21 protein-coding genes are annotated in these 22,237 nt (G+C 59.7%); 7 read left to right on the forward strand and 14 right to left on the reverse strand.

The genetic code is table 11. The features are described 5' to 3' along the window. Positions 1 to 64 precede the first annotated feature (64 nt). On the reverse strand, positions 65 to 1,768 hold the full coding sequence (gene sgrR, locus I6G90_RS14490; RefSeq protein ID WP_197928074.1) for an HTH-type transcriptional regulator SgrR: 1,704 nt from the start codon (positions 1,766 to 1,768) through the stop codon (positions 65 to 67). 100 nt (positions 1,769 to 1,868) lie between these two features. Here sgrR and I6G90_RS14495 point away from each other — a divergent pair, with 100 nt between their 5' ends. The 3 genes from I6G90_RS14495 to I6G90_RS14505 all read left to right on the forward strand — a co-directional run bounded on the left by I6G90_RS14495 (position 1,869) and on the right by I6G90_RS14505 (position 4,214). Further along, positions 1,869 to 2,045: a hypothetical protein gene (locus I6G90_RS14495; protein ID WP_101323416.1), complete on the forward strand. Its 177-nt coding sequence runs from the start codon at positions 1,869 to 1,871 to the stop codon at positions 2,043 to 2,045. Positions 2,046 to 2,211: 166 nt separating this feature from the next. Beyond that, positions 2,212 to 3,480: an O-acetylhomoserine aminocarboxypropyltransferase/cysteine synthase family protein gene (locus tag I6G90_RS14500; RefSeq protein WP_182938434.1), complete on the forward strand. Its 1,269-nt coding sequence runs from the start codon at positions 2,212 to 2,214 to the stop codon at positions 3,478 to 3,480. A gap of 107 nt (positions 3,481 to 3,587) precedes the next feature. Further along, on the forward strand, positions 3,588 to 4,214 hold the full coding sequence (locus I6G90_RS14505) for a glutathione S-transferase family protein (protein WP_197928076.1): 627 nt from the start codon (positions 3,588 to 3,590) through the stop codon (positions 4,212 to 4,214). Positions 4,215 to 4,279: 65 nt separating this feature from the next. Here the strand turns inward: I6G90_RS14505 and I6G90_RS14510 are convergent, their stop codons facing one another. Both I6G90_RS14510 and I6G90_RS14515 read right to left on the reverse strand, forming a co-directional pair. After that, a complete protein-coding gene (locus I6G90_RS14510) occupies positions 4,280 to 5,179 on the reverse strand; it encodes a DMT family transporter (RefSeq protein ID WP_182933096.1) in 900 nt (299 codons plus the stop codon). A 72-nt stretch (positions 5,180 to 5,251) separates the two neighbouring features. Then, entirely contained in the window at positions 5,252 to 5,692 is a 441-nt protein-coding gene (locus tag I6G90_RS14515; protein WP_197928078.1) for a DUF2214 family protein, read from the reverse strand. Positions 5,693 to 5,775: 83 nt separating this feature from the next. On the opposite strand from I6G90_RS14515, the gene I6G90_RS14520 reads away from it, so the two are divergent. Continuing rightward, positions 5,776 to 7,404 carry a sensor domain-containing diguanylate cyclase gene (locus tag I6G90_RS14520; RefSeq protein ID WP_232100211.1) on the forward strand — a complete coding sequence of 543 codons (1,629 nt, stop codon included), beginning with the start codon at positions 5,776 to 5,778 and terminating at the stop codon, positions 7,402 to 7,404. Positions 7,405 to 7,512: 108 nt separating this feature from the next. Here I6G90_RS14520 and I6G90_RS14525 read toward each other — a convergent pair whose 3' ends face one another. Genes I6G90_RS14525 through I6G90_RS14550 form a run of 6 tightly spaced genes read right to left on the reverse strand, consistent with a single transcriptional unit; the run spans position 7,513 to position 12,777 of the window. Beyond that, positions 7,513 to 8,166, reverse strand: a complete 654-nt coding sequence (locus I6G90_RS14525) for an HAD family hydrolase (RefSeq protein WP_197928080.1) — start codon at positions 8,164 to 8,166, stop codon at positions 7,513 to 7,515. 39 nt (positions 8,167 to 8,205) lie between these two features. Beyond that, on the reverse strand, positions 8,206 to 9,213 hold the full coding sequence (locus I6G90_RS14530; protein WP_197928082.1) for an ABC transporter ATP-binding protein: 1,008 nt from the start codon (positions 9,211 to 9,213) through the stop codon (positions 8,206 to 8,208). A gap of 6 nt (positions 9,214 to 9,219) precedes the next feature. Further along, a complete protein-coding gene (locus I6G90_RS14535; protein WP_197928084.1) occupies positions 9,220 to 9,996 on the reverse strand; it encodes an ABC transporter permease in 777 nt (258 codons plus the stop codon). Then, on the reverse strand, positions 9,989 to 10,888 hold the full coding sequence (locus tag I6G90_RS14540; RefSeq protein ID WP_197928086.1) for an ABC transporter permease: 900 nt from the start codon (positions 10,886 to 10,888) through the stop codon (positions 9,989 to 9,991). Before I6G90_RS14540 ends, I6G90_RS14535 begins: the two co-directional genes overlap by 8 nt. After that, a complete protein-coding gene (locus I6G90_RS14545) occupies positions 10,888 to 11,721 on the reverse strand; it encodes an alkaline phosphatase family protein (RefSeq protein ID WP_197928088.1) in 834 nt (277 codons plus the stop codon). Before I6G90_RS14545 ends, I6G90_RS14540 begins: the two co-directional genes overlap by 1 nt. 9 nt (positions 11,722 to 11,730) lie before the next feature. Beyond that, entirely contained in the window at positions 11,731 to 12,777 is a 1,047-nt protein-coding gene (locus I6G90_RS14550) for an ABC transporter substrate-binding protein (protein WP_197928090.1), read from the reverse strand. A gap of 212 nt (positions 12,778 to 12,989) precedes the next feature. Between I6G90_RS14550 and I6G90_RS14555 the strand changes: the two genes are divergently transcribed. Next, complete coding sequence (locus I6G90_RS14555) at positions 12,990 to 13,802, forward strand: UTRA domain-containing protein (protein WP_197928092.1); 813 nt, start codon at positions 12,990 to 12,992, stop codon at positions 13,800 to 13,802. A 40-nt stretch (positions 13,803 to 13,842) separates the two neighbouring features. Here I6G90_RS14555 and I6G90_RS14560 read toward each other — a convergent pair whose 3' ends face one another. Then, positions 13,843 to 14,607 carry a helix-turn-helix domain-containing protein gene (locus tag I6G90_RS14560; RefSeq protein ID WP_005336490.1) on the reverse strand — a complete coding sequence of 255 codons (765 nt, stop codon included), beginning with the start codon at positions 14,605 to 14,607 and terminating at the stop codon, positions 13,843 to 13,845. A 501-nt stretch (positions 14,608 to 15,108) separates the two neighbouring features. Then, entirely contained in the window at positions 15,109 to 16,479 is a 1,371-nt protein-coding gene (dcuC, locus tag I6G90_RS14565; RefSeq protein WP_042061647.1) for a C4-dicarboxylate transporter DcuC, read from the reverse strand. A gap of 502 nt (positions 16,480 to 16,981) precedes the next feature. On the opposite strand from dcuC, the gene I6G90_RS14570 reads away from it, so the two are divergent. Together I6G90_RS14570 and I6G90_RS14575 are read left to right on the forward strand one after the other, a co-directional pair. Then, complete coding sequence (locus I6G90_RS14570; RefSeq protein WP_197928094.1) at positions 16,982 to 17,209, forward strand: hypothetical protein; 228 nt, start codon at positions 16,982 to 16,984, stop codon at positions 17,207 to 17,209. A gap of 212 nt (positions 17,210 to 17,421) precedes the next feature. Next, positions 17,422 to 18,048, forward strand: a complete 627-nt coding sequence (locus tag I6G90_RS14575; protein WP_197928096.1) for a porin family protein — start codon at positions 17,422 to 17,424, stop codon at positions 18,046 to 18,048. Between the two features lie 107 nt (positions 18,049 to 18,155). Here I6G90_RS14575 and I6G90_RS14580 read toward each other — a convergent pair whose 3' ends face one another. From I6G90_RS14580 to I6G90_RS14590, 3 genes are all read right to left on the reverse strand, one after another. After that, positions 18,156 to 19,154 (reverse strand): sensor domain-containing diguanylate cyclase, encoded by a 999-nt coding sequence (locus I6G90_RS14580; RefSeq protein ID WP_197928098.1) that lies wholly within the window; start codon positions 19,152 to 19,154, stop codon positions 18,156 to 18,158. A gap of 266 nt (positions 19,155 to 19,420) precedes the next feature. After that, positions 19,421 to 19,900, reverse strand: a complete 480-nt coding sequence (locus I6G90_RS14585) for a GNAT family N-acetyltransferase (RefSeq protein WP_197928100.1) — start codon at positions 19,898 to 19,900, stop codon at positions 19,421 to 19,423. A 925-nt stretch (positions 19,901 to 20,825) separates the two neighbouring features. Beyond that, entirely contained in the window at positions 20,826 to 21,962 is a 1,137-nt protein-coding gene (locus I6G90_RS14590) for an ISAs1-like element ISAs12 family transposase (RefSeq protein ID WP_021141311.1), read from the reverse strand. Positions 21,963 to 22,237: the final 275 nt, after the last annotated feature.

Genomic DNA, 22,237 nt, shown 5'->3' on the forward strand with positions numbered 1-22,237 from the left:
CGTTACGGATCTTTCACGCAAGCGGCCACGGAGCACTCGTCAGCCGCGACAGAAATTGGATGAACTATGGCGCCTCTGCGGGCTGATGGGTCGATTCGGGCCGCAGCCAGGCGCTGCGAAAATCGAACCAGCCGAGCGCCGTCATCCGCACCCCGTGCACCCCGACCCGGCTCTCCAGCTCCAGCCAGTGGTGAAACAGCGGCACAAACCAGCTCTGCTGCTGCACCGTTGCCAGCAGAGCGCGGGGGCCGGGCTCGACACCGCTGGCCCGCCACTGCATCAGCCCCTGCCACAGCTCGTGCTGGCTGGCCCAAACCTTGCGCAGCAGCGGGGTGCCCTGCAACCAGACGTAGGGGGCAAAGGGACCGGCATGCTCGAGGTTGAGAGTGCCGAGCCAGAGATCCACGTCTTCATCCTCGCCACTCACCCAGCGGCCGTAATCCAGGGTGCGCACCTCCAGCTCAATGCCCTGCGACCCTAGCAGGCTGCTCATGGCGTTGGCGCACTCGTTGAACTCCAGATGCTGGTTGAAGCAGGCGAGCACCAGGGTCGTCGGCAACTGCGCCGGTGTAGGCAAGGGCGCGGGCAGCGCTTCGCGCCAGTGTGGCAGCAGGCCGAGGGCGCTGGTCCAGCCCCGTTGCAACTCGGGGGCGACCCGCCCCATCAGGGCCACCGGATTGAACAGCTGGCCGAGCCACTGCCGCAGGGCGGGATCCTGCAAGGATCCGGAACGATCGTCCTGCAGCAGGAAGTAGCAGCCCGACTCCAGCTCCGACTCGCCGCGCATGGTGCCGAGCTCCGGGCGGTCGCGCCCAAGTTGCAGGTGGGTCTCCAGTCGCTCTGCCAGTTCAGGCAGCATCCAGATGTCGATCTCGTCGAGCAGGGCGCGCAGGCCGAAGTAGTCGTCAAACGCCGCAAGGCAAAGATGCAGTGGATCGTTGGCGGCGACCCGGTAGGGACCAGTGCCGACCGGTTGCAGGGCAAAGCCCGCCTCTCCCTTGAGCTCCCGCGGCAAGATGGTGGCCACCGGCTCTGCCAGCAGGTGGGGCAGCCAGGGATCCGGGCTGTCGAGATAGAGATCCAGGGTGCGCGGCCAGGGGCTCTCCAGCCGGTCCAGATGGGCAAACAGCGGGCGATCCCGCAGGGCCAGCAGGCTCTCCATCACATCCTCCACCACCAGCTCACGGCCGTGGTGAAAACGCACCGCCGGACGCAGGTAGAAGCGCCAGTGGCAGGGGCCCAGACACTCCCAGTGGTGGGCCAGATCCCCTTCGATTTCCCCATTTTCCTCATTTCTCCGGGTCAGACCGTTGAAGATCTGGCGGCTCAGGTGAATTTCGGAGCGGCGCATCGGGCCGGTGGGCAGCAACTGCGGCAGCGGCCGGTAGTAGGGCACTCGCAGGATCTGGCGCCCTTCGCGAGTGGCCTGACCGAGCTGTTCGATCAGCAGCGGGGTGAGCAGATCGAGGCGATCTTCCGCCAACCGCACCGCCTGCGCCAGCTGGCCCTGACTGAGCAGATCCCGCAAGCGGCGCCGGGTCAAACTCTCCTGACTGTCGAGCAGAGTGAGCCGGGAGCGCCGTCCCCTGCCCGCTTCCGCCGTCCAGTTGAGCCAGCCCTGATCCTGCATCCGCCGTAGCAGCAGACGGGCGTTGCGCGGGGTGCAGCAGAGCAGATCTGCCACCTCGGCGAGGCTGATCTCCCGCTCATCGCTGCCAAGCAGCTGGGCGAGTCGTTGAAATTGCTGGTAGAGGCGACCGGTCGGCATAAAAGAGGAAATCCTGTTGCTGTAAGTCATCAGTTTTTACTTCCGCATTTTAGCTCAATACTGCTGGCGAACGTGAGAACCACCGCACAGGAGCACCATCATGAGCCACGCCAACCCCCTCAAACCGAACCGGATCCAGCAGACTTTGCGCCGTTACTTCAAGCGGATCCTGCCGCGCCCGCTGGCGCTCATCGAGGATCCCATGCAGCAGCTCAACCGCCTGATGCAGTGGGATATGAACCAGATAGATGACAAGGAGTATCGCCGCCGCCTCTGAGTACGGCAGGCCTGCCCGCCACTTGGGACACGCATCCCCTGCGGGCGACATTGCTTTGCCGGATCTTGCTGTTTACATCGGCCACGGGCCTGATAGATTGGACGTCTATCCATCTATAAATGCCCAGCTATAACTGCGACAAGCAACATCCAACAAGGAGTGTGTGATGAAAGATGCGACCCTGGCCCTGCACCACGGCTTTTCCAGCGACCCCACCACCAAGGCGGTCGCCGTACCCATCTACCAGACGGTGGCCTACGAATTCGAGAGCGCCCAGCACGGGGCGGATCTGTTCAATCTGGCGGTGCCGGGCAACATCTACACCCGCATCATGAACCCCACCAACGATGTGCTGGAACAGCGAATGGCCGCGCTGGAAGGGGGGATCGCCGCACTGGTGGTCTCGGCAGGTTCCGCCGCCATCACCTACGCCATTCAGGCGCTGACCGCCGCCGGTGACAACATCGTCTCCACGCCCCAGCTCTATGGTGGCACCTACACCCTGTTCGCCCACATGCTGCCAAGCTTCGGGGTCGAGGTGCGCTTCGCCAAGGATGACAGCGCCGAGGCTATCGCCGCCCTTATCGACGACAAGACCAAGGCGGTCTACTGCGAGAGCATCGGCAACCCGGCGGGCAACATCGTCGATCTGGCTGCGCTGGCCAAGGCAGCCCACGCCCGTGGCGTGCCGCTCATCGTCGATAACACGGTCGCCACCCCAGTACTCTGCAAACCCATCGAACACGGTGCCGACATAGTCGTGCACAGCCTGACCAAATATGTCGGCGGTCATGGCAACTCGCTGGGTGGCGTGGTGGTCGACTCGGGCAAGTTCCCCTGGGCGGATCACGCCGAGCGTTTCCCCCAGCTGACCAAACCCGAGCCCTCCTACCACGGGGTGGTCTATACCGAGGCCTTTGGCCCCGCCGCCTTTATCGGGCGGGTACGCACAGTGCCGCTGCGCAATACCGGCGCGGCGCTGGCGCCGATGAACGCCTTCCTGCTGTTGCAGGGGCTGGAGACCCTGAGTCTGCGCATGGAGCGCCACGTCGACAACGCCCTGCGGGTCGCCAATCACCTCAAGCATCACCCCAAGGTGGCCTGGGTCAGCTATGCCGGTCTGCCGGGTCACCCCCACTACCTGCTGGCGGAGAAGTACATGGCCGGTCGCCCCTCGGCCATTCTCTCGTTCGGCCTGAAGGAGGGTTATGAAGCGGGCGTGCGCTTCTACGATGCGCTGAAGATCTTCAAACGGCTGGTCAATATCGGCGATGCCAAGTCGCTGGCCTGCCACCCCGCCTCCACCACCCATCGCCAGCTGAGCGAAGCCGAGCAGGCCAAGGCTGGCGTGAAACCGGAGATGATCCGGCTGTCGGTCGGGATCGAGGCGATCGAGGACATACTGGCGGATCTGGATCAGGCGCTGGAGGCATAAGTCAGTCAACCAGCGAGCGGGCATCAAGCCCGCTCTTTTTTAGCCATCGGTGAACCGCCCCCCTCGCCCGCTCGTATACCCCATCCTGCCACCGAATCGAGGTCGTTATGATAGTCCTGCACCACCTGAACAAATCCCGCTCCCAGCGCATCATCTGGCTGCTCGAAGAGCTGGGCCAGCCCTATGAGATCAAGGCGTATCAGCGCGATGCAGCCACCTTTCTGGCGCCGCCCGAGCTAAAAGCCATCCATCCCCTCGGCAAGTCGCCGGTCATCGAGTTCGACGGCCAGGTACTGGCCGAATCGGGCGCCATCACCGAGTACCTGATCGCCCGCTACGCCCCCGAGCGGCTGGCACCGGCAGCAGATAGCCCCGACTATCCCGAATATCTGCAGTGGCTCCACTTTGCCGAGAGTTCCGGCATCCTGCCGCTGCTGCTCGACATGTTCGTGCGCAAGGATGGCAGCCCGATGCGCTTCCTGCCGGACTACGCCAAGGCGGAGTGTGCCAAGGTGCTGGGCTACCTCAATGAGGTACTGGCAACCCGCCACTATCTGGTGGGGGATCGCCTCTCCGGCGCCGACATCATGAACTCCTTCCTGGTGGATCTGCTGGCGCAAAGCGGCCAGTTGGCCCACTTCCCGCACCTGCAAGCCTACTGGCAGCGCCTCAATACCCATCCGGCCCGCCTGAAGGCGGTAGAGCTGGAGCGTGAGCTGGATCAGCGCCCCTGACCGAGCGACCACCATGCAAAACGCCCCGACTGTCGGGGCGTTTTGTTATGCAGGCAGAGCGCGGTTTACTTGGCCTGCGGCACCTTGTCCCGGCGCGACTTCCACCACCATCTCAAGCGGATCTGGGAGATCAGCATCCCCGCCAGCATCAGGGCACAACCGGCAATGGCGCGCTCGTCCAGCGTCTCCCCCAGCAGTAACACGCCACCCACGGCGGCAAAGACGGTCTCCAGACTGAGGATGATGGCGGCGTGGGCCGGATGGGCGCCCCGCTGCCCCACCACCTGCAGGGTATAACCCACCCCGACCGACACCAACCCGGCATAAAGCAGCGCCTGCCAACCGGCCACGGCGCCGCTCACAGTCGGGGTTTCGATAACAAAAGCGGTGGCGAGGCTGAGCAGGCCACAGACCACGAACTGCACGCCGGCCAGCTTGATGGGAGCAACCCGGTTGGAGTAGTGATCCACCAACAGCAGGTGAATGGCCCAGAACAGGGCGCCGACCACCTGCAACAGATCGCCAAAGCCGATGGTGAACTCGTCGGTGACGCTCAATACATAGAGGCCCGTCAGGGCAATCAGGGCACCGATCCAGGTATTGAGCCCGCTCTTGTGGCGCAGCAGCAGCCCCAGCACGGGCACCAGAATGATGTAGAGCCCGGTGATGAAACCGGCCTTGGCGGCGGTGGTATAGAGCAGCCCCACCTGCTGCAGGGAGGCTGCGCAGAACAACACCAGCCCGGCCAATACGCCACCGGTCAGCAGTTGGCGATGGTCGCCCGCGACGGCAACAGGTTGTCGGGATTTGAGCCACCAGAGCAGCGGCAGCAGGGAGAGGGCACCGAGCAGAAAGCGCAGGCCATTGAAGGTATAGGGCCCCATGTGATCCATCCCGAGGCGCTGGGCGACAAAGCCCATACCCCAGATGGTGGCAGCCATCAGCAACATCAGATTGGAGCGCATGGCGATTCTTCCTTAAATCGGCGCGTGACGGGTTATCCGATCCAAGATACCCGTCTCTCTACCCTCTTGTCTTTAGAGCGACAGCTGTTTTGTCAGCACGGCCAGCAGGGCAACAAGTATCAGATTGCCTCGCAGTATCCAGACCACCCGGAAGTGCTGCTGAATGGAGATCATCGGCGCCTTGCCCAGACGCAGGGCGCGACGCCAGCGATAGAAGAGGCGACTGGGGTAATCGAGGGAGCCGACAATCAGCAGAAACAGCCCCATTTTGATGCCGTGGGCAGGATGGGCAAAGATCTGCGCCACCGAGCTGGCATGCTCGAGAGCCAGCAGACAACCGGTGGCAAAGATGGAGAAGAGCGCCAGCGCCGCCACCCCATCCGCCAGCAGCAGACGGCGCACCCGCAGCATATTCAGGCCGCGACGAAAGATCAGATACTCGACACAGAGGGCCAGGATCAGCACCGCTATGCTGCCGTAATGGGCCATGAAGAGCAGAGTGTGGTTCAGCATCGGAAAAATCTCATTTTCTGCCTTTAGACGCGCAGGGCTGCATCATATATGCTGGAGCCACCCGAGCAGAAAAGGATGGATTCATGTCTCCCGGCAAGCCCAAGAACACTTGGTCTTTAATCACCCGCATGCGGCTGGGCCTCCTCTTGCTCTTTATCCCCGTATTGCTGCTCGGCAGCATCTACTACCTGCATATGGAGCGCACCCTGCGCCATGAGCAGCAACAGAACCTGATTGCTCGCAACACCCAGTATTTCCATACCCTGATCGAACCCTATCTGGCGACGCTCAAACGCCAGTTTACGCTCATTTATCAGCAGGTAAATTATCAGGATTTCAGCGGCCCGGAGATCCGCAACGGCGAGCGCTACCTGCAGCAATGGCAGGCTTATCACAAGGTGATGGAGCTCGATTATGTCTACGTGGGTACCGAGCATCGCAAGATGCTGATCCACCCCTCCTGGCAGGCCGACGAGAAGTTCGATCCCAGAACCCGCCCCTGGTATCTGCTGGCCGCCAGCCACCCGAACCAGATGGTCTGGACCGATCCTTATTACGACTACACGCTCGGCACCCTCACCATGGCGCTGGCCCGGGTGATTGAAGATCCTGACGGCAAACGGGTTGGCGTGCTCTCGCTGGATACCCAGCTCACCCCCCTCGCCAGCTGGCTCAACGGTCGGCACGAGCAGAGTCATCATCTGGGCAAGGGCTATCAGATCCTGCTCAACCATGACGGGCTGGTGCTGGCCCACCCGGATCGCGAACGGGTATTCAAACCGCTCGCCACCACCGACTGGCTGGCTCGCATGCACGATGATCAGGGCTTCTTCCTCGATGATGCCAGCGGCATGATGGTCTCCTACTACCGCATCCCCGAGCAGCGCTGGATCCTGCTCAGCGTCGAGCCGACCGCCAGCATGCAGCAGGTGATCGACAGCGTTTCCGTCAACGTGCAGCTGATGATTGCCCTCGCCTGCATTCTCTATCTGCTGCTGGCCCTGCTCTGGGCCCGCTACTTCCGCCGCATGCTGGGAGAGATCACCCTGCTGATCCGCGCCAGTCGCTCCGGCGGTATCGCCTACCACGGTAGCCGCATGCTGGAGCTGGCCAAGGTCTATGAAGAGATGGATGCCGCCAGCCAGGACTTTGCCCAGATCCGGCAGCAAGCCAATCAGGACAAGCTCACCGGCCTCTACAACCGCCGCTTCTTCGACGAGTGCCTGCAAAAGCAGCTCAACAGTGGCGCGCCGTTCGGGTTGGTGATGTTCGATCTGGATGATTTCAAACGGGTCAACGATACCCACGGTCATCAGGCGGGGGATGTGGTGCTCAAGCGGGTGAGCAAGCTGGGCATGAATCTGTTTGACCAGTGGGGCTGGTTCTGCCGCTACGGTGGCGAAGAGCTGGTGCTGGTCTTTCGGCTGGAAACGACAATGAGCGAGATCGCCTCCCTGCTGGAAGCATTCCGGCTCGCGGTCGAAAAGCTTGAGTGGCGCGAACCCGATCTCACCGTCACTATCAGCGGCGGGGTGGCCTTCAGTCACTCCGGGCTCTCTGCCAAGGAGCTGGTGGAACTGGCCGACAGCGGGGTTTATCAGGCCAAGCGGGAGGGGAAAAACCGCATCTGCTTCCCCCAGTGTCGTGTCAGCGACCTGATGGATGAAGAACCCCCTCCTCACCTCGATCAGACTCGACGGCATGCCCATTAAGTGGAAGGGGATCCCTGCGGGACACGAAAACCAAGAGAGAGGCAACTGCCTCTCTCTTGGTTTTTATCGCGACTCTTACCGCACGTTAAGCCTGTGTGAGCATGCGACTCAGCGCTGCCACTCCCACACCGGCCAGCCCAGCTCCTCGGCCTGCTGGCGCAGGGCGGGGGCCGGATTGACCGTATGGGGATGGCTCACCGCCCGCAGCATGGGCAGATCGTTGTGGGAGTCGCTGTAACCAAAGCTCCCCTGCCAGAGGTTCTCCCGCCCGGCAAACAGCTGGTTGATGCGGGCCACCTTGCCTTCGCGAAAACTGAGGGTGCCGCGGGTCTGACCAGTCAGCATCCCCTCCTCCTCATCGAGCAGGATGGCGACACAGTGATCCATCCCCAGCATCTTCGCCATGGGGGCCACCAGATGCTCGCCGGAGGCGGATATCAGCACCAGCTCATCGCCCCGCTCCCGATGCCACTCGATACGTGCCAGCCCCTCGGGGTAGAGGCGCTCGCGCAGCACCTGCTCGGCAAAGTGGTGGCACTGCTGGCTGAGCCACTGGCGCGACTTGCCCACCAGCGGCTGCAGGGTGAAAGCCATGTACTGGTGCATATCCATCTTGCCCTGATGGTAGAGGGACATCATCCCCTGCTCCTCGGCAATCATGCTGGCGGGGGCCAGCTCCTCGGCCACCATGTACTCCAGCCAGAGGCTGGCGGAATCCCCGGCAATCAGGGTCTCGTCCAGATCAAACAGTGCCAGTGCCATGAGGGCTCCTTGCGGTAACAACGAAAATGAAACGAGGCGTCATGCTACCTCACAGAGCTGATCCCGGGCCACCGCCAGGGTCACGGCACTGCCGGTGGCCAGCAGATCGCCAGCCGAGCGGTTGAGGCAATCCACTGTCAACAGCCCCACCTCGCACTCCACCTGATAGCGGATCACGTTGCCGAGCAGCTGTTGCTGACGCACGATGCCGGGCAGGCTGGGCTCGCTGCTGGTCGCCCCGGCGGGCAGCAGGGTGATGGACTCCGGCCGCAGCGCCAGCTTGCCCTGAAAACGGGGGCCGAACAGCGACTTGCCCTGCTCGGCGCCAAGCAGGTTGTAGTTGCCGATAAAGCCCGCCACAAACTCGCTGGCGGGGCGGGTATAGATCTGCTCCGGCGTGCCGCTCTGGACGATGGATCCCTTGTTCATCAGGAAGACCCGATCCGACAGGGTGAGCGCCTCCTCCTGATCGTGGGTCACGAAGATGGTGGTGAGCTCGAGGCGCTGCTGGATCTCGCGGATCTGCTGGCGCAGGCTGCGGCGGATGCGGGCATCCAGCGCCGAGAGCGGCTCGTCCAGCAGCAGGATCCGTGGCTGCACCACCAGAGCACGGGCGAGCGCCACCCGCTGGCGCTGGCCGCCGGAGAGCTCGGCCGGATAGCGGCGCTCGAAGCCGGTCAGCTCCACCAATTCCAATGCTTCCTGCACGCTGGCCGAGAGCTCCCGCCCCGGCTGGGGTTTCATCTTGAGGCCGAAGGCGACGTTGTCCCACACCGTCATGTTGGGGAACAACGCATAGCTCTGGAACACCATGCCGATTCCCCGCTTCTGGGGCGCCTGCCAGGTGATGTCTTCACCGGCCACCCGCACCTGACCACCATCCACCGGAGTGAGCCCGGCCAGCGCCCTCAGCAGGGTCGATTTGCCGCAGCCAGAGGGACCGAGCAGGGTCACCAGCTCCCCCTTGCGAATGCCGAATTCAATCCCCTCGAACACCGGAGTATCGCCGTAGGATTTGTGCAACTGATTGACTTCTAAATGAAACATCTTGGATCACCGATGAAATCTATTGGCCGCCCAGGTGAGCAGCAGGGTCAGCAGGAAATAGCTCATCACCAGCGCACTGGTGAAGTGGCCCGAGGTGGCGCGCATGTTGTAGAGGTAGACCTGCAGGGTCTCGTAACGGGTGCCCACCAGCATGTTGGCAAACACGAACTCCCCGAGCAGGAAGGAAAGCGACAGAAACAGCGCCGCCAGCAGCCCCTTGCGCAGGCAGGGGATCACCACCAGCGCGAAGGCGCGGGCACTGCTGGCCCCCAGCAGGTGGGCGGCATCCATCAGATCCCTGAGCGGCACCCCTTGCAGGCTGTTGGCCAGCGCCCGGTACATAAAGGGCAGCACCACGGTGAACCAGGTGCCGATCAGGATCCACGGCGTGCCGACTATGGGCAGCGGACCGTCGGCGTAGATCTGCAGCAGCCCCACCGACGAGACCACGGGTGGCACCGCGAAGGGGAGCAGGATCAGCAGGTTCATCCAGGGATCCAGCTTCGGGAAGTAGTAGGCCACCACCAGCACGGTCGGTACCAGCACTAGCGTGCCCAGCAGCAGGGTGGCGAAGCAGACCAAGAGGCTTCGGCCAAACGCCGCGAGAAAGCGCGGATCGCCCCACAGCTTGAGATACCAGTCGAGAGTGAAGCCATCCGGCAGCAGGGTCGCCCCCCAGCGGGTGGAGATGGAGTAGAGAAAGGTAGCCAGCAGCGGCAACAGCAGGGTGGCAACCAGTCCACCCAGCACCCACTTGGGCCAGCGCGGCGTCAAATCATGCATGGGATTGCCCCTTGTTCACATAGCTCTTTTTCAGCAGCCACTGGTTGGCGGCCGTCACTACCCCCAGCAGCACCATCAGGATCACCGCCAGCGCCGCCGCCATATTGGGCTCGAGGAAGATGTCGCCGGAGACCAGACTGGCCACCCGGATGGTCACCAGATTGAAGTTGCCGGTGGTGAGGGCGTAGGCGGAGGCATAGGCCCCCACCGCGTTGGCAAACAGGATGATCAGGGTGCCGAGCAGCGCAGGCGTCAGCACCGGCAGCGCCACGTGCCACACATACTGCCCCTTGCTCGCCCCCAGCAGCGCGGCCGCTTGCGGCCACTCATCCTGCAGCGCATCGAAGGCCGGATAGAGCAGCAGCAGGGCGAGCGGGATCTGGAAGTAGGTGTAGATGAGGATAAGGCCCGACCCCGAGTAGAGGTTGAAGCCGTCGATCCAGCCCCAGGATTTCAACAGCAGGGTCACCGCACCATTGATGCCGAGAATGATGATGAAGGCGAACGCCAGCGGCACCCCGCTGAAGTTACCGGTCATGGTGACAAAGGCCAGCAGCAGCCGCTTGACCCGCTCGCCGCTGTGGCGCAGCGCCGCCGCCCCCAGCGTACCGATGGCAAGCCCCGCCAGACTGGCGATACCGGCGATGCGCAACGAGTTGCCGAACGATTGCAGGTAGAAGGGAGAGCTCAAAATCTCCCGATAGTAGTCGAGGCCCCAGCCATCCGGGGTCTGAAAACTGCCCACCAGCACCCACACCATGGGGGCGAGCTGGAACAGGATCATCAACAGGACAAACGGCAGCAGCACCAGCGCGGGCAGCCAGTGGCGGCGCGCCTTGTGCTTGGTTGCCACGGGTTGATCCACCAGGATCTCGGTGGTTGCAGGCATCATCAGTGCACCTCGCGCATAAAGGCGGTCTTGAGCAGCGGGGGAGCCACCGGCTTGTCGTGGGGAATGCCCAGCAGATCGGCCATCAGGGCGCAGAGCTGGGTCTGGGCGATCACCACCCCATCCGGCCAGCGCTCGATAAAGGCATCGCCAAACAGCCAGAGCGGCACCGTGCGCTCTTCGGACAGGGTGCCGCCGTGGCTCAGATCGTTGTTCATGCCGTGATCCGAAGTGATCACCACCTGATACCCCTCCGCCAGCCACTGGGGCAGCAGGTCGGCCAGCAGGCTGTCCATCCGGCGCGCCTGATTGCGGTACTGGCGTGAATCGAGGCCAAACTTGTGGCCGGCGTCATCCACCCCCATCGGGTGGATCAGCAGAAAATCGGGATCGTACTGGCTACGCAGCCACTCCCCATCCATCAGCAGATGGCTGTCGGGGTAGTTGTCATCCCAGTAGAAGCAGCCGTGCTGGATCGGCAGCTGCTCGTCATGGGTATAGCGATCACGAGCCGCCTGCCAGGGGCTCTGGTTGTAAAGTTCGCTCACCCAGTAGTAGGCCGCCGCTGCGGTGCGTTTACCCGCGGCGCGGGCCAGATGGAAGATGGAGTCATGCAGACTGAGACGACTCACCCCGTTGTGGGTGATGCCGCTCGCCACCGGCGGCACGCCGGTCAGGATGCACTCGTAGAGGGGTCGGGAGAGAGACGGCAGAGCAGCATTCAGGGTCGTATGCAGGCCCCGCCCCGCCTCCACCATGCCACCGAGGTAGCCCATGGTGTGGGCTACCTCGGCTGCCAGACCATCCACAAGTACCACTATCACCTTGTGTTGCACTGGATTCCCTTACTGCATGTTGATCATGACGGTTTCTTGCCACTGACGCGGCAGGGCTTTGGAGCTCTGCTCCCAGGCGGCGTGATCCTGCACCGGCTTGGCATTGGCATACTGCTCGGCCGGCAGCAGCTTGGCCTTCACGTCATCCGGCAGCGCAACGTTGCTGCGGATCGGGCGGGCATAGCCACGGGCCAGGTTGATTTGACCGGCATCGGAGAGGATGTATTCACGGGCCAATTTGGCGGCGTTGGGGTTCTTGGCCCACTTGTTGATGATGGTGGTGTAGCCGGCGATGACGGAGCCGTCGCTCGGGATCACCACGTCAAACTTCTTGGGGTCGATCTGGTCGCGGTAGTTCAAGGCGTTGAAGTCCCACAGCACCCCCACTTCCACCTCGCCCTTCTCGATGTTGGCGATGGTCGGGTCGTTCAGCGACAGGCGACCCTGTTTGGCCAGCTGACCGAACAACTCCAGCGCGGGCTTGAGGTTCTTCTCGCTGCCGCCGGTGGCATAGGCCGCCGCCAGCACGCCGTTGTTGGCTTGAGAGGCCACGCCCACATCACCCAGGGTCACCTTGTAGTCGCCCCCCAGCAGGGATTGCCAGCTGGTGGGGGCCGCCTTGACCAGATCCTTGTTGATCAGGAAGGCGATGGTGCCGGTATAGGCCAGCATCCAGTGACCGTCCGCATCTTTGGCCCAGTTGGGAATATCGGCCCAGGTGGAGGGTTTGTAGGGCTGGGTCACCCCCTGCTTGACCGCCACCGGACCGAAGGCGCCGCCCACGTCGCCGATGTCGGCGGTGGCATTGGCCTTCTCGGCGGCGAACTTGGCGATCTCCTGCGCCGAGCTCATGTCGGTATCCTGATGCTTGATGCCGTAGATGCTGCCGAGCTGCTGCCAGGTATCCTTCCAGTTGGCCCAGCTGTCGGGCATGCCGATACTGCTGAGTTGCCCCTCGCCGCGAGCGGCCTTCTCGAGATCCGCGATATTGTCGGCTGCAAAAAGTGGTTGGCTGATGGCCACCAGGGCCAGTGCACTTGCGATCACGCTTTTCATCATCCCATCCCTCTGGACTAGGTCAGTTAAGGTTCGAGAGGGATGCTAGAGGGGAAATATGACGGTGGCGGGGCGCTTTGATGGCAGTTTGATGACAATCACCCTGTCACGCCGCTGTCATCCTGCGCGGTTACAACTCTGAACCCGAGTGAGGCAGGACTATTCCAGCAAGGGCTGAACCAACAAGGGCCAGGCCAGCCCGCACAGCCAGAATGAGCGACAGGGATACGAGCGTGATTGAACCGAGATTGAGCGAACGGGTAGCGGCCGATGGCCGCGCCTCCAAGTGTGAACAGATTTGCCAGACCCTGCGCCGCTATATCGACAGCGGCCAATTGGGGGCCGGGCAACAGCTACCCGCAGAACGGGCGCTGAGCGAGCGATTCGCCACTACCCGCATCACCATCAAGGAGGCGCTCTCCAGCCTCGAAGCGGATGGCCTGATCTACCGGGCCGAGCGGCGCGGCTGGTTCGTGGCGCCGCCCCGCCTCACCTACGATCCCGCCATCCACACCCACTTTCACCAGTGGATCGGCGAGCAGCAACGCACCGCCGAAACCCGGGTGCTGGCCCACGGCAGTGCGCTGGCCAGCAGCGAACTGTGCCGCTGGATGGGGCTGGATCCTTTTACCCCGCTCTATGAAATTCGCCGCCAGCGGCTGATCGATGGCCGCCCCGTGCTCCACGTCAGCCATCACCTGCTGGCGAGCCGCTTTCCCGATATCGCCAGTGCGCCGCTGGCCAGCTCCCTCACCGAGCTCTATCAGCAGCGTTATGGCATAGGCCAGGGCGGGGCGAGTCTCGAGATCACCCCCTCGGCGGCGCGGGGCGCCATCGCCCGTGCCCTCAATCTGGCGGAAGGGAGCGCAGTGCTGCGGCTGGTGCGGGTCAACTATGACGAGCGAGGGGGGCTGGTGGATTGCGATATCGAGCACTGGCGACCGGATGCGATCCGCATCTGTCTCGATACGCGGGCGTTGCAACCGGCCACAGGGAGATTGCAGACCGTTCAACTCACGGAATAATCGGACGCCAACACAGCGGATCCCACAGGATCCGCCGGGATCAGTTGTCGATATTGGGGATCATGTCGTCGAAGCTCTGATAGCCGCAGTCGGCCAGTTGCAGCGACATGGTGTAGGTCTTGGCGTGCTCCTGCTGGCCGATGGCGGGGCGGTTGAGCTTGATCTCCTGATGCCAGTACTCCTTCATCCGGTCGATCAGCGCCATCGCCTCCCCCTCGTTGAGGTGCAGCTGACAGAGTGCCATATAGTTGTTCGACTTGTGCATGTTCTCCACCAGATACTCCCCCAGCACCGACATCGCCTGCCGCGCCTGCTGGCGGGCGAAGCGGCTGTGCTGCTCGAAGCTGATCCGCTCGCTGATGAGGAAGTGGTAGCTGTTATCGATACCGAGCTGCAAAATGCCGAGCTTCTCCAGCTTGCGCAGATAGAGGTAGCAGGAGGCATCGGTCAGGCCGTACTCCCGCTTGAGATCGATCAGCGTCTTGTCGCGCCAGAAGATATTGGCGAGAAAGGCGTAGAGCCCCGGCTCGTTGTGAAACGCCTCGTCCTGCTCCTGGGTAAAGACGGCGCGGCGGCTCTGGGCGTCCTGAGTGCGATCCAGCAGCTCCTCGAACGAGAGTCCCACCAGATGGCAGATCTCCAGCAGGGTATCGAACGGCAGGGAGGGCTTGTTCATCATCCGCTTCACGGTCGCGATGGAGACGCCCATCGCCTCCGCCAGCGTCTGATAGCGGATCCCCTTGTCGGTCAGGGTCTTCTTCAGGGTGTCGAGAATATTGTTGGCCAGGGTCTGGCTGTAGGTCATGCCACTCTTCCTTGTTATCGCACTTTCATTGCATGGTTATGCCGAGTCAGCTTCTGACCTGTTTTTACCTTCAAGGCTCAGATATTGACACCGAAAAAACAGCCTAGAGAAAAAATCGCCGCATATTCCCGTGAGGACAGACCAGTTGAACGATGAGGTCGCAGAATGTGACACCAGACAGTGCATATCTTTCAACCCGCAAACATTTTGCTAGTGCTGCATAGAACATCGCGCATAATCGAAACGTATCGAATTCAAGACCCTTCCTGGTTGAGAAATCGATTGTTTGCTTCCAAATTTTTATCTTTTAAACCGCAAGGTTTTTTCTCTTTCCTGGCATTGAGCGGGCTTGCAAAAGCACCGCTCTTTTCTTTTGCCCGCATCCGGCGATAAAAGCAACACCCGCCCCCTCTCCCATCGCGCAAATCGCTATTGCCACCCGCTATCGGGCACAAAAAAAGCGCCTGCCGAGGGCAGACGCTTGCATCCTGGTTTCAGCAATCAGATATAGCGGATCGCGGTCAGCACCATCACCACCGCCATACTCGCCATCATGGGGACGAAGGTGCGTTTCACCACATCCACCGGACTCAGATTGGCGATACCGGCGACCGTGATGATCACCCCGGCCACCGGCGAAATGGTGCGGCCAATCCCGGCGGCAAACAGGATCGGCACCAGCAGCAGCAGCGGGTTGATGTCGAACTGGCCGGAGACCAGCGGCACGATGGGAATAAAGGCCATCACCGGGGCGTTGCCCGAGCCGGTGATAAAGGCGGTCAGCAGGATAAAGAGCGAGAAGACCAGCGACAGCCCGAGCGGATTGAGATCGAACGACTTGGCCAGCTCGATCAGCTGGGTGATGGCGCCGATATTGGTGAGACCGGCGGAGAAGAACTCGGCCGCCAGCATCAGGGTCAGCACGCTGCCAAAGATCATACCGGTGCCGGTCAGCCACGCCTCGAAGTTGGCGAACGCCTTGTTGAGAGAGCGGTAACGCAGCGCCTCGATAATGATGCAGAGCGTCATGGTGGACATCATGGCCACCGGAATGGTCATCTTGATGGCGCTGACAAACAGCTCGGAGAAGCCGAACAGAAAGACGAAGGGGATCACCGGCAACAGAGCGTAATAACCCGGCGTGTTCTCGTGTTTCGCCTCCAGTTCGTGCAGATACTTGCCCCGCTCGGCTGCCGCATCGTGGCCATCTTTGCGGTCACAGTGGCGCTGCCACATGATGTTGACGAACGGAATGGTCACCAGCAGTGCGATCTGGAACAACAGCTGATGGTTCACCACGAACGGCATCACCTCGATATTGATCGCCTTGGCCCCGATCACCGCATTGATCTGGCCGGGGCCAAACTCCCACGCGGTGGGGATAACGATGGTCGCCACCGCCGTCTTGGCGCTGATCCCGGCGTTGCGCAGCAGCGGATAGAGGGTGCCCATCAACAGCAGGGAGAGCGAGGTTGCCCCGGTGATAAAGACATAGAGGATAGAGACCAGCAGCAGGATGATCGCCAGCAGCAGATAGGGGTTCTTCAGCGCCATGATGGGGCGCGATGTGGCCTTCACCAGTGCCGCCGAGGCGCCAATCTGGTTGAGGTAGGTCGCCACCCCGGCGATCGCCACCAGCGTCAGACCGGTCGAGGCGAGGCGGGAGTTGGTCACCATGGCGAACTTCTCCCACAGGTCGAAGAACCAGAAGCCCTGACTGTTTTCGGCTGGCAGGATCGACGAGATCCCCGCCCACTGGGCATACGCCAGCAGCACCAGACCCGCGGTCAGCAAGGTCGCCTGCGGATTGAACCGCTTGAGCATGGCGTAGGCAACCAGCCCCACCACCACCAGAATCAAGATTGTTGACATAAACATACCCCTGTTACTGCACGATTGCGGCCCAATCACAGCGAAGATGACTTCTGACAATTGGGATTCGGGAGGGTATCAGTGACAATCTGAAAATAGAATTGGCTGGTGTGATCACCACCGCAATAAACAATATTTCGGCAACCATCTGCTGCGACAAAAATATATTGCTAACACAATCACGGCATGCATGATGCGGGGATGGTCGCACTTATTTATTTGCGACTGTGCGGCGCTTCATAAAATAGAGAATGTGCTCATCATCGCTATTTTCAGCCGGAAAACACAGCTCCTCTCTCCTGCTCCCGCCGCGCCATGCCGCCCCTCTCCAACCAGCCATCAGGGTTGGCAGACAACAGCATCACCTCTCGGCCGACAGCACCATGACGAGCCGTTCCGGCCAGCGGGCAAGATGCGCAACTGACAGCAAAAGAGACTACGTATGAACAAAAATACAGCAATAAACCGTGATTGCTGAATCGGCTTTCAGAGCAAAAATGCAATGAGCGGCAAAAAAGTAGCGTGTCCCTCCTCGCGAGGCCACGCACAAAAAACCGGCAAACCGTTGACAATCGGCACGATTGACAAACGATTAATTAACGAGCGCTTGGTGATCGACCGGGGCAGACCGGGGCAGAAAAATAGCCAGCCAGATCAAGCGCGTCACGCCAATATCGCACCAAATAACCGCCAAAAAATATTTCGCCTTATTTTAGTCACTTATAAATAAAGTGATAGCTCTAAACAAACCATTATTTGAACAGCCACAAACAGCTCGCCATTTATATCCAGTCATTAACTGGTCAGCGATGGGTTGTTATTATCAAACGGTCTCTCTATACTGCGCGCCCTCTGATATAGAGACCCGATGGAATATAAATAAGCTTCATGGATGAGGCCATTCAATCACACGCAGTTCGCATTAACAGGGCAAATCCATCCATGAACAAGTTCAATAAAGTTGCAATGCTCTCTCTGCTCGGCCTGACCTTCAGCGGTGCCGCTTGCGCCCAGGGCTGGTATGTCGGTCTGGACCTCGCCACCTCCAATATGGATCTCGATGGCGCAGCCCAACAGGCCTATGACGCCAAGATCATCGATGACCAGCTCGATGGCGGCAGCCTGATCGTCGGTTACGACCTCAACCACTGGTTGGCCATCGAAGGGGGCCTGCACGCCCAGCAGATGAGCCAGCTGATGTGGGTCAACGCTCCGGGCCTGACCGGCTTCACCGACACCACCATCGACACCCGCAGCATCAGCCTGGCCGCCAAGCTGAGCCAGCCACTGGCCTGGGGCTTCAGCGCCTACGCCAAGCCAGGCATCGCCTACACCAGCACCGAAGTGGAACTCATCGGCAGCGGTGCCATGCTGGGCTACCGCGTTCAGGGCAACCTCAACGAGACCAAAGGCACCCTGCACCCCAATCTGGAAGTGGGTCTTGACTACGCCTTCAACGACCACTTCTCGGCAGGTATCGGTTACGAGCGCCAGTTCAACGCCCTGAGTCTGGGTGACGAGCACTACTCTCTGGATACCCTTAAGCTGGGCCTGCGCTACCACTTCTAAGTCGCACCGCCCCGACCGTGTGCTGATGCGCAAAGCGCAGATACAAAAGGGCCGCAGGTTGCAATCCTGCGGCCCTTTTTACTGCTCTTCTTCCACACGCTGCGCCGTTAGCAGATCTGGTCTTTGCCCAGTTGCTTGGCCTGATAGAGCGCCCGATCGGCACGCACCATCAGGCTCTCTTTATGCTCATCCTGCTGATACTCCGCCAGCCCGAAGCTCATGGTCGCAGGGGCATGGGGGCAGATGGACTCGCTCGCCATCAATGCCTGCAGCTTGGTCGCCACCACCATGGCATCCTCGCGGTTCGTATTGGGCAACAGCACCATAAACTCGTCGCCGCCCCAGCGAGCCAGCAGATCGATCTCGCGGATATGGCTGCGCACCAGCGCCACTATGTTGATCAGGGTCTGATCCCCGGCGTTGTGGCCATAGCGGTCGTTGATCTGCTTGAAGTTGTCCACATCCATGGCGATCACCGTAAAAGGCAGATGGAAGCGGCGAGCCCGCTCGCACTCCAGCTGCAGCGCCCGCTCCAGCCGGTAACGACTGGCGGCACCGGTCAGGGCATCGGTCTCCGCCAACTGACGATTCTCCTCCACCCGCAGTTTCAGCTCCTCGTTGAGCCGCACCAGCTCGGCAGTGCGATCCGCCACCTGCTGCTCCAGCGAGTGGTTGCGCCGCTCCAGCTGCTCCAGCAACAGCTTGCTGGCATGGATATCGCGGTGGGCGCCGATCATCCGCGCCACAGAGCCATCGGGATTGCGCTCTATGATGCGGCCACAATCCTCAATCCACAGGTAGCTGCCATCCCGACAGCGACAACGATACTCGGCACAATATTCGGAAGCCTGGCCGCTCAGACAGGCATCGAATTTGGCCATCACCCCGGGCAGATCGTCGGGGTGGATCACCCCCTCCCAGGTGAAGACGGTATTGCCGAGGGTGTGCGGCTCGTAGCCCAGCATCCGGTACCAGCCGGGGTTGCGATAGACAAAACCGGTATTGGCATGCCAATCCCAGATGCCATCGCTGGTCACCTCCAGAATGCCATGCACCACGGCCTCGCTGACATCCGAGATCCTGATCGTGTCACTGTCCTGCACCATAGCAGTTATCCTTGTTCTTCCGCCCCGCGCCACCACGGGGAATCGCTCTGTTGTCGTGAGGCGCTACCTTGGCATATTGCAACAGATCTGTCAGCCAGAACCCCACCGCACCACCGTTTCCCCGGTTATCGGCCACTCACGGCGCAGGCTGAATCAGGGTGGCCATAAGTGTGGCTCAAGCGCGCCCCATTTACCGGATTTAACTCACGATTCAGTCATTTGGGGGATAGGAAAAATGAGGGGATACACTGGAGCAACCACAGAGGTCAATCGGCCAGAGTCAGCCGATAAAAATCCGTCTCCTGATGTTTCGGATTGGGGCGCAGAAATACCCAGCCAAAGCGCCGGTAATGATTCAAGGCCCGCACATTGGTACGACTCACGGAGAGGATCGCCCATTTACAACCCGCTCCCAGCAACTGCTGGCGAATATAGGCCTGCAACTGCGCGGCCAGCCCGCAGCCACGATATTCGGGGAACAGATAAATCAGCTGCACATAACCGGTCTCGGGCTCATCGGAAAAACTGCGAAACTCCAGCTGGCCCACCCGTTGTTCACCCGCCCAGACATGAAGGTAGTGCCATTGCGTTTGCCCTAGCCTTTCGCGGATCCGCTCCCGATAGCCGTCGATAAAGTCGGCAAAGCCGTCATGGGTATGAAAACTGCAAAAATAGGCATCCCTGCGCGCCTGCACACAGAGTTCGTAATCCCGATCCAGATCGATGGTGTTAAATTCAAGTCTCAAGCAATGACATCCTGTCGTGGGTAAGTAGGGTGTAATAATCGCAGCGCATTACACCTTTTGGCAGATAAATAGCAGCGGTGCAATTCACTTCGTTCTTTGCACCCTACTCGCCCTCATCCTGCCCTCTCCCGGAGGGAGAGGGGATAAAACAGCATCGGAAATATGATCGTCAGCCGTGTAGGTTCGATTAGCGAAGCGTAATCGGACAGCGGTAACGGCATTACTCCCTTCTCCCGTTTATTAGAAAAGGAGGAGAAGGGTCGGTGATGAGGGGGAGGAAAAAGAGATTACGCGATAAACGTTGGGCTTCGCTACGCTCAGCCACAACCTACACAATCGGTAGGTTGGTGCTGAGCCTGCGAAGGCCAACATCCAAGATATAAAGATATCAACATTAAATAGCGGTTAACTCTTTTTAGAAATGAATGCGAATGCAGCATTTCTCATGTAAGTTTGATCTAGTATATAAACCAATATAATAAAACCAAATAACATGCTGAAACACTGAAATATCTTATCAAAGGAGAAGTGTGATGTTATTAAAAATACAGCAAAAGAAAATAGAAATGATGTCAACATTATTATTAACAACACCCAATAATATGAACCACTACTTCTGGTTGGCTTAGGTATAGTTTCTTTAGAGAGCATTACGACGCCCTTGAGCTTTTCTGACTCCGGACTTTGCTCTAAAAAATACTCTCTAATATTATTGGTTATATGGAAATGTTCTATTTGAGTGCGCCGCAACCTGGCAATTATAAGAACAAAGAAAAAACCAAGCATTACGCATACTAATAAAGAAACAACAGAAATCCACAGCCAAGGCACGCCTAGAAAATCATCGTCAACATCTTTTTTTACTATGACTGATACAGTTGCCAAGGCAATACTACTCAACCAGGGTGAGAGCGTGAACATTTTGTTAAATTTCACCCAGTTTTTTGAGACCCGCATTGAGTACCGTTTCCAGATATTCACTGCTCATTCCTGCGATTTTTTGCTTCCGTCTTACGCTCGCCTTGCGTGAAGTCTCGGCCCTGAGCATGTTCAGCCCCATGTGCCGGATGCACGCCAAAATCTCTGCGGCATCACCGCGATAAATCGGGCAATCATCCTCGCCCATCGTGACGTCCAGCACCCAGTGCAGGCTATTTTCGATGGCCCAGTGCCCACGCACCGCTCGCGCAAACTCATCCTGCACCAACGCTTTGGAACTGATGAAATAACGCTGCTCTATGGTAATTTTTTGCATATTTTCAACGCGATAGGAGATGGCCACGCCAATGCTGTGCAACTGTTTCCAATGAGGAAACTGGGCGGCCAACTCGCCCGCCGCCATGACATGGTACTCACGACCATCGATGCGGCCATGAGCCTTCTCAAGCGTCATCGTCTCTGCGCATAACGGGGTGGCCGCCAGCGGGGCGAGGGCCTGTCGAACCGCCTCGAACAACTTGGGTTGGTTGCCTTTGACGGCCAATAAGTAATCGCCACCTTGCTGAAGGATGGTCTCGGCGATCTCGGTCTGGCACCCCATCGCATCGATGGATACCAGGCAGCCTTTGATGTCGAGCAGCGCCAGCAACTCGGGAATAGCGGTAATTTCATTGGACTTGGCGTCGGTTTTTATCTGTCCGAGCACCAGCTTATTGGCGGCGGCATAGGCACTGACCATGTGAATGGTCGACGTTCGATCCTCACGGTCATAGGAACTGCGCAGGGTTTTGCCATCGATAGCGACCAGGGCGCCATCGGTGTGCTGGTTAATGGCTTGAGTCCACCGCACAAAGGCGGCCTGAAACGGCTCTGGTTTGATGCCGGAGATGATCCTGGCAATGGTGTCATGGACAGGAATGCCGTTTTTAAACAGTCCCTTGGATTGAAACCAGGGAAGATGAACCTCGCCGAAATCCTCAATATCTTCCCAGCCCTCAGCCCCGCCGATCACGGCACAGACGGTGAGAAACAGGACATCGTAGAAGGGATAATAAATCTTGGCATGCTGGCGAGGGTCGTGAATATTGTCGAAGAACTGAGCGAAAACGGCATCAATAGACATGAGAGCACTCCTGAAAAGGAGCATGAGATCACAGCCGGATCACCAGGTCAAATTTCAGGGTGAGGATGTGAGCAAATTGTTAACTATGGAAATCATGGAAATTATCATTTTTTGGATTTCATGCGCATTTTTTGAGCTGAAATGACGTGCAGTGACGATTAAAAAGTGTGAAGGCGATCCTGACTATAAAGTTAACTGCATATCACAGGCCTATAAGTATTTGTTTTGTAGGCAAAAAACTATTTTTAATTTTTAACAAAATGTTCACGATCTCG

The sequence above is a fragment of the Aeromonas allosaccharophila genome (assembly GCF_016026615.1).
In the GTDB taxonomy this organism is placed as follows: Bacteria; Pseudomonadota; Gammaproteobacteria; order Enterobacterales; family Aeromonadaceae; genus Aeromonas; species Aeromonas allosaccharophila.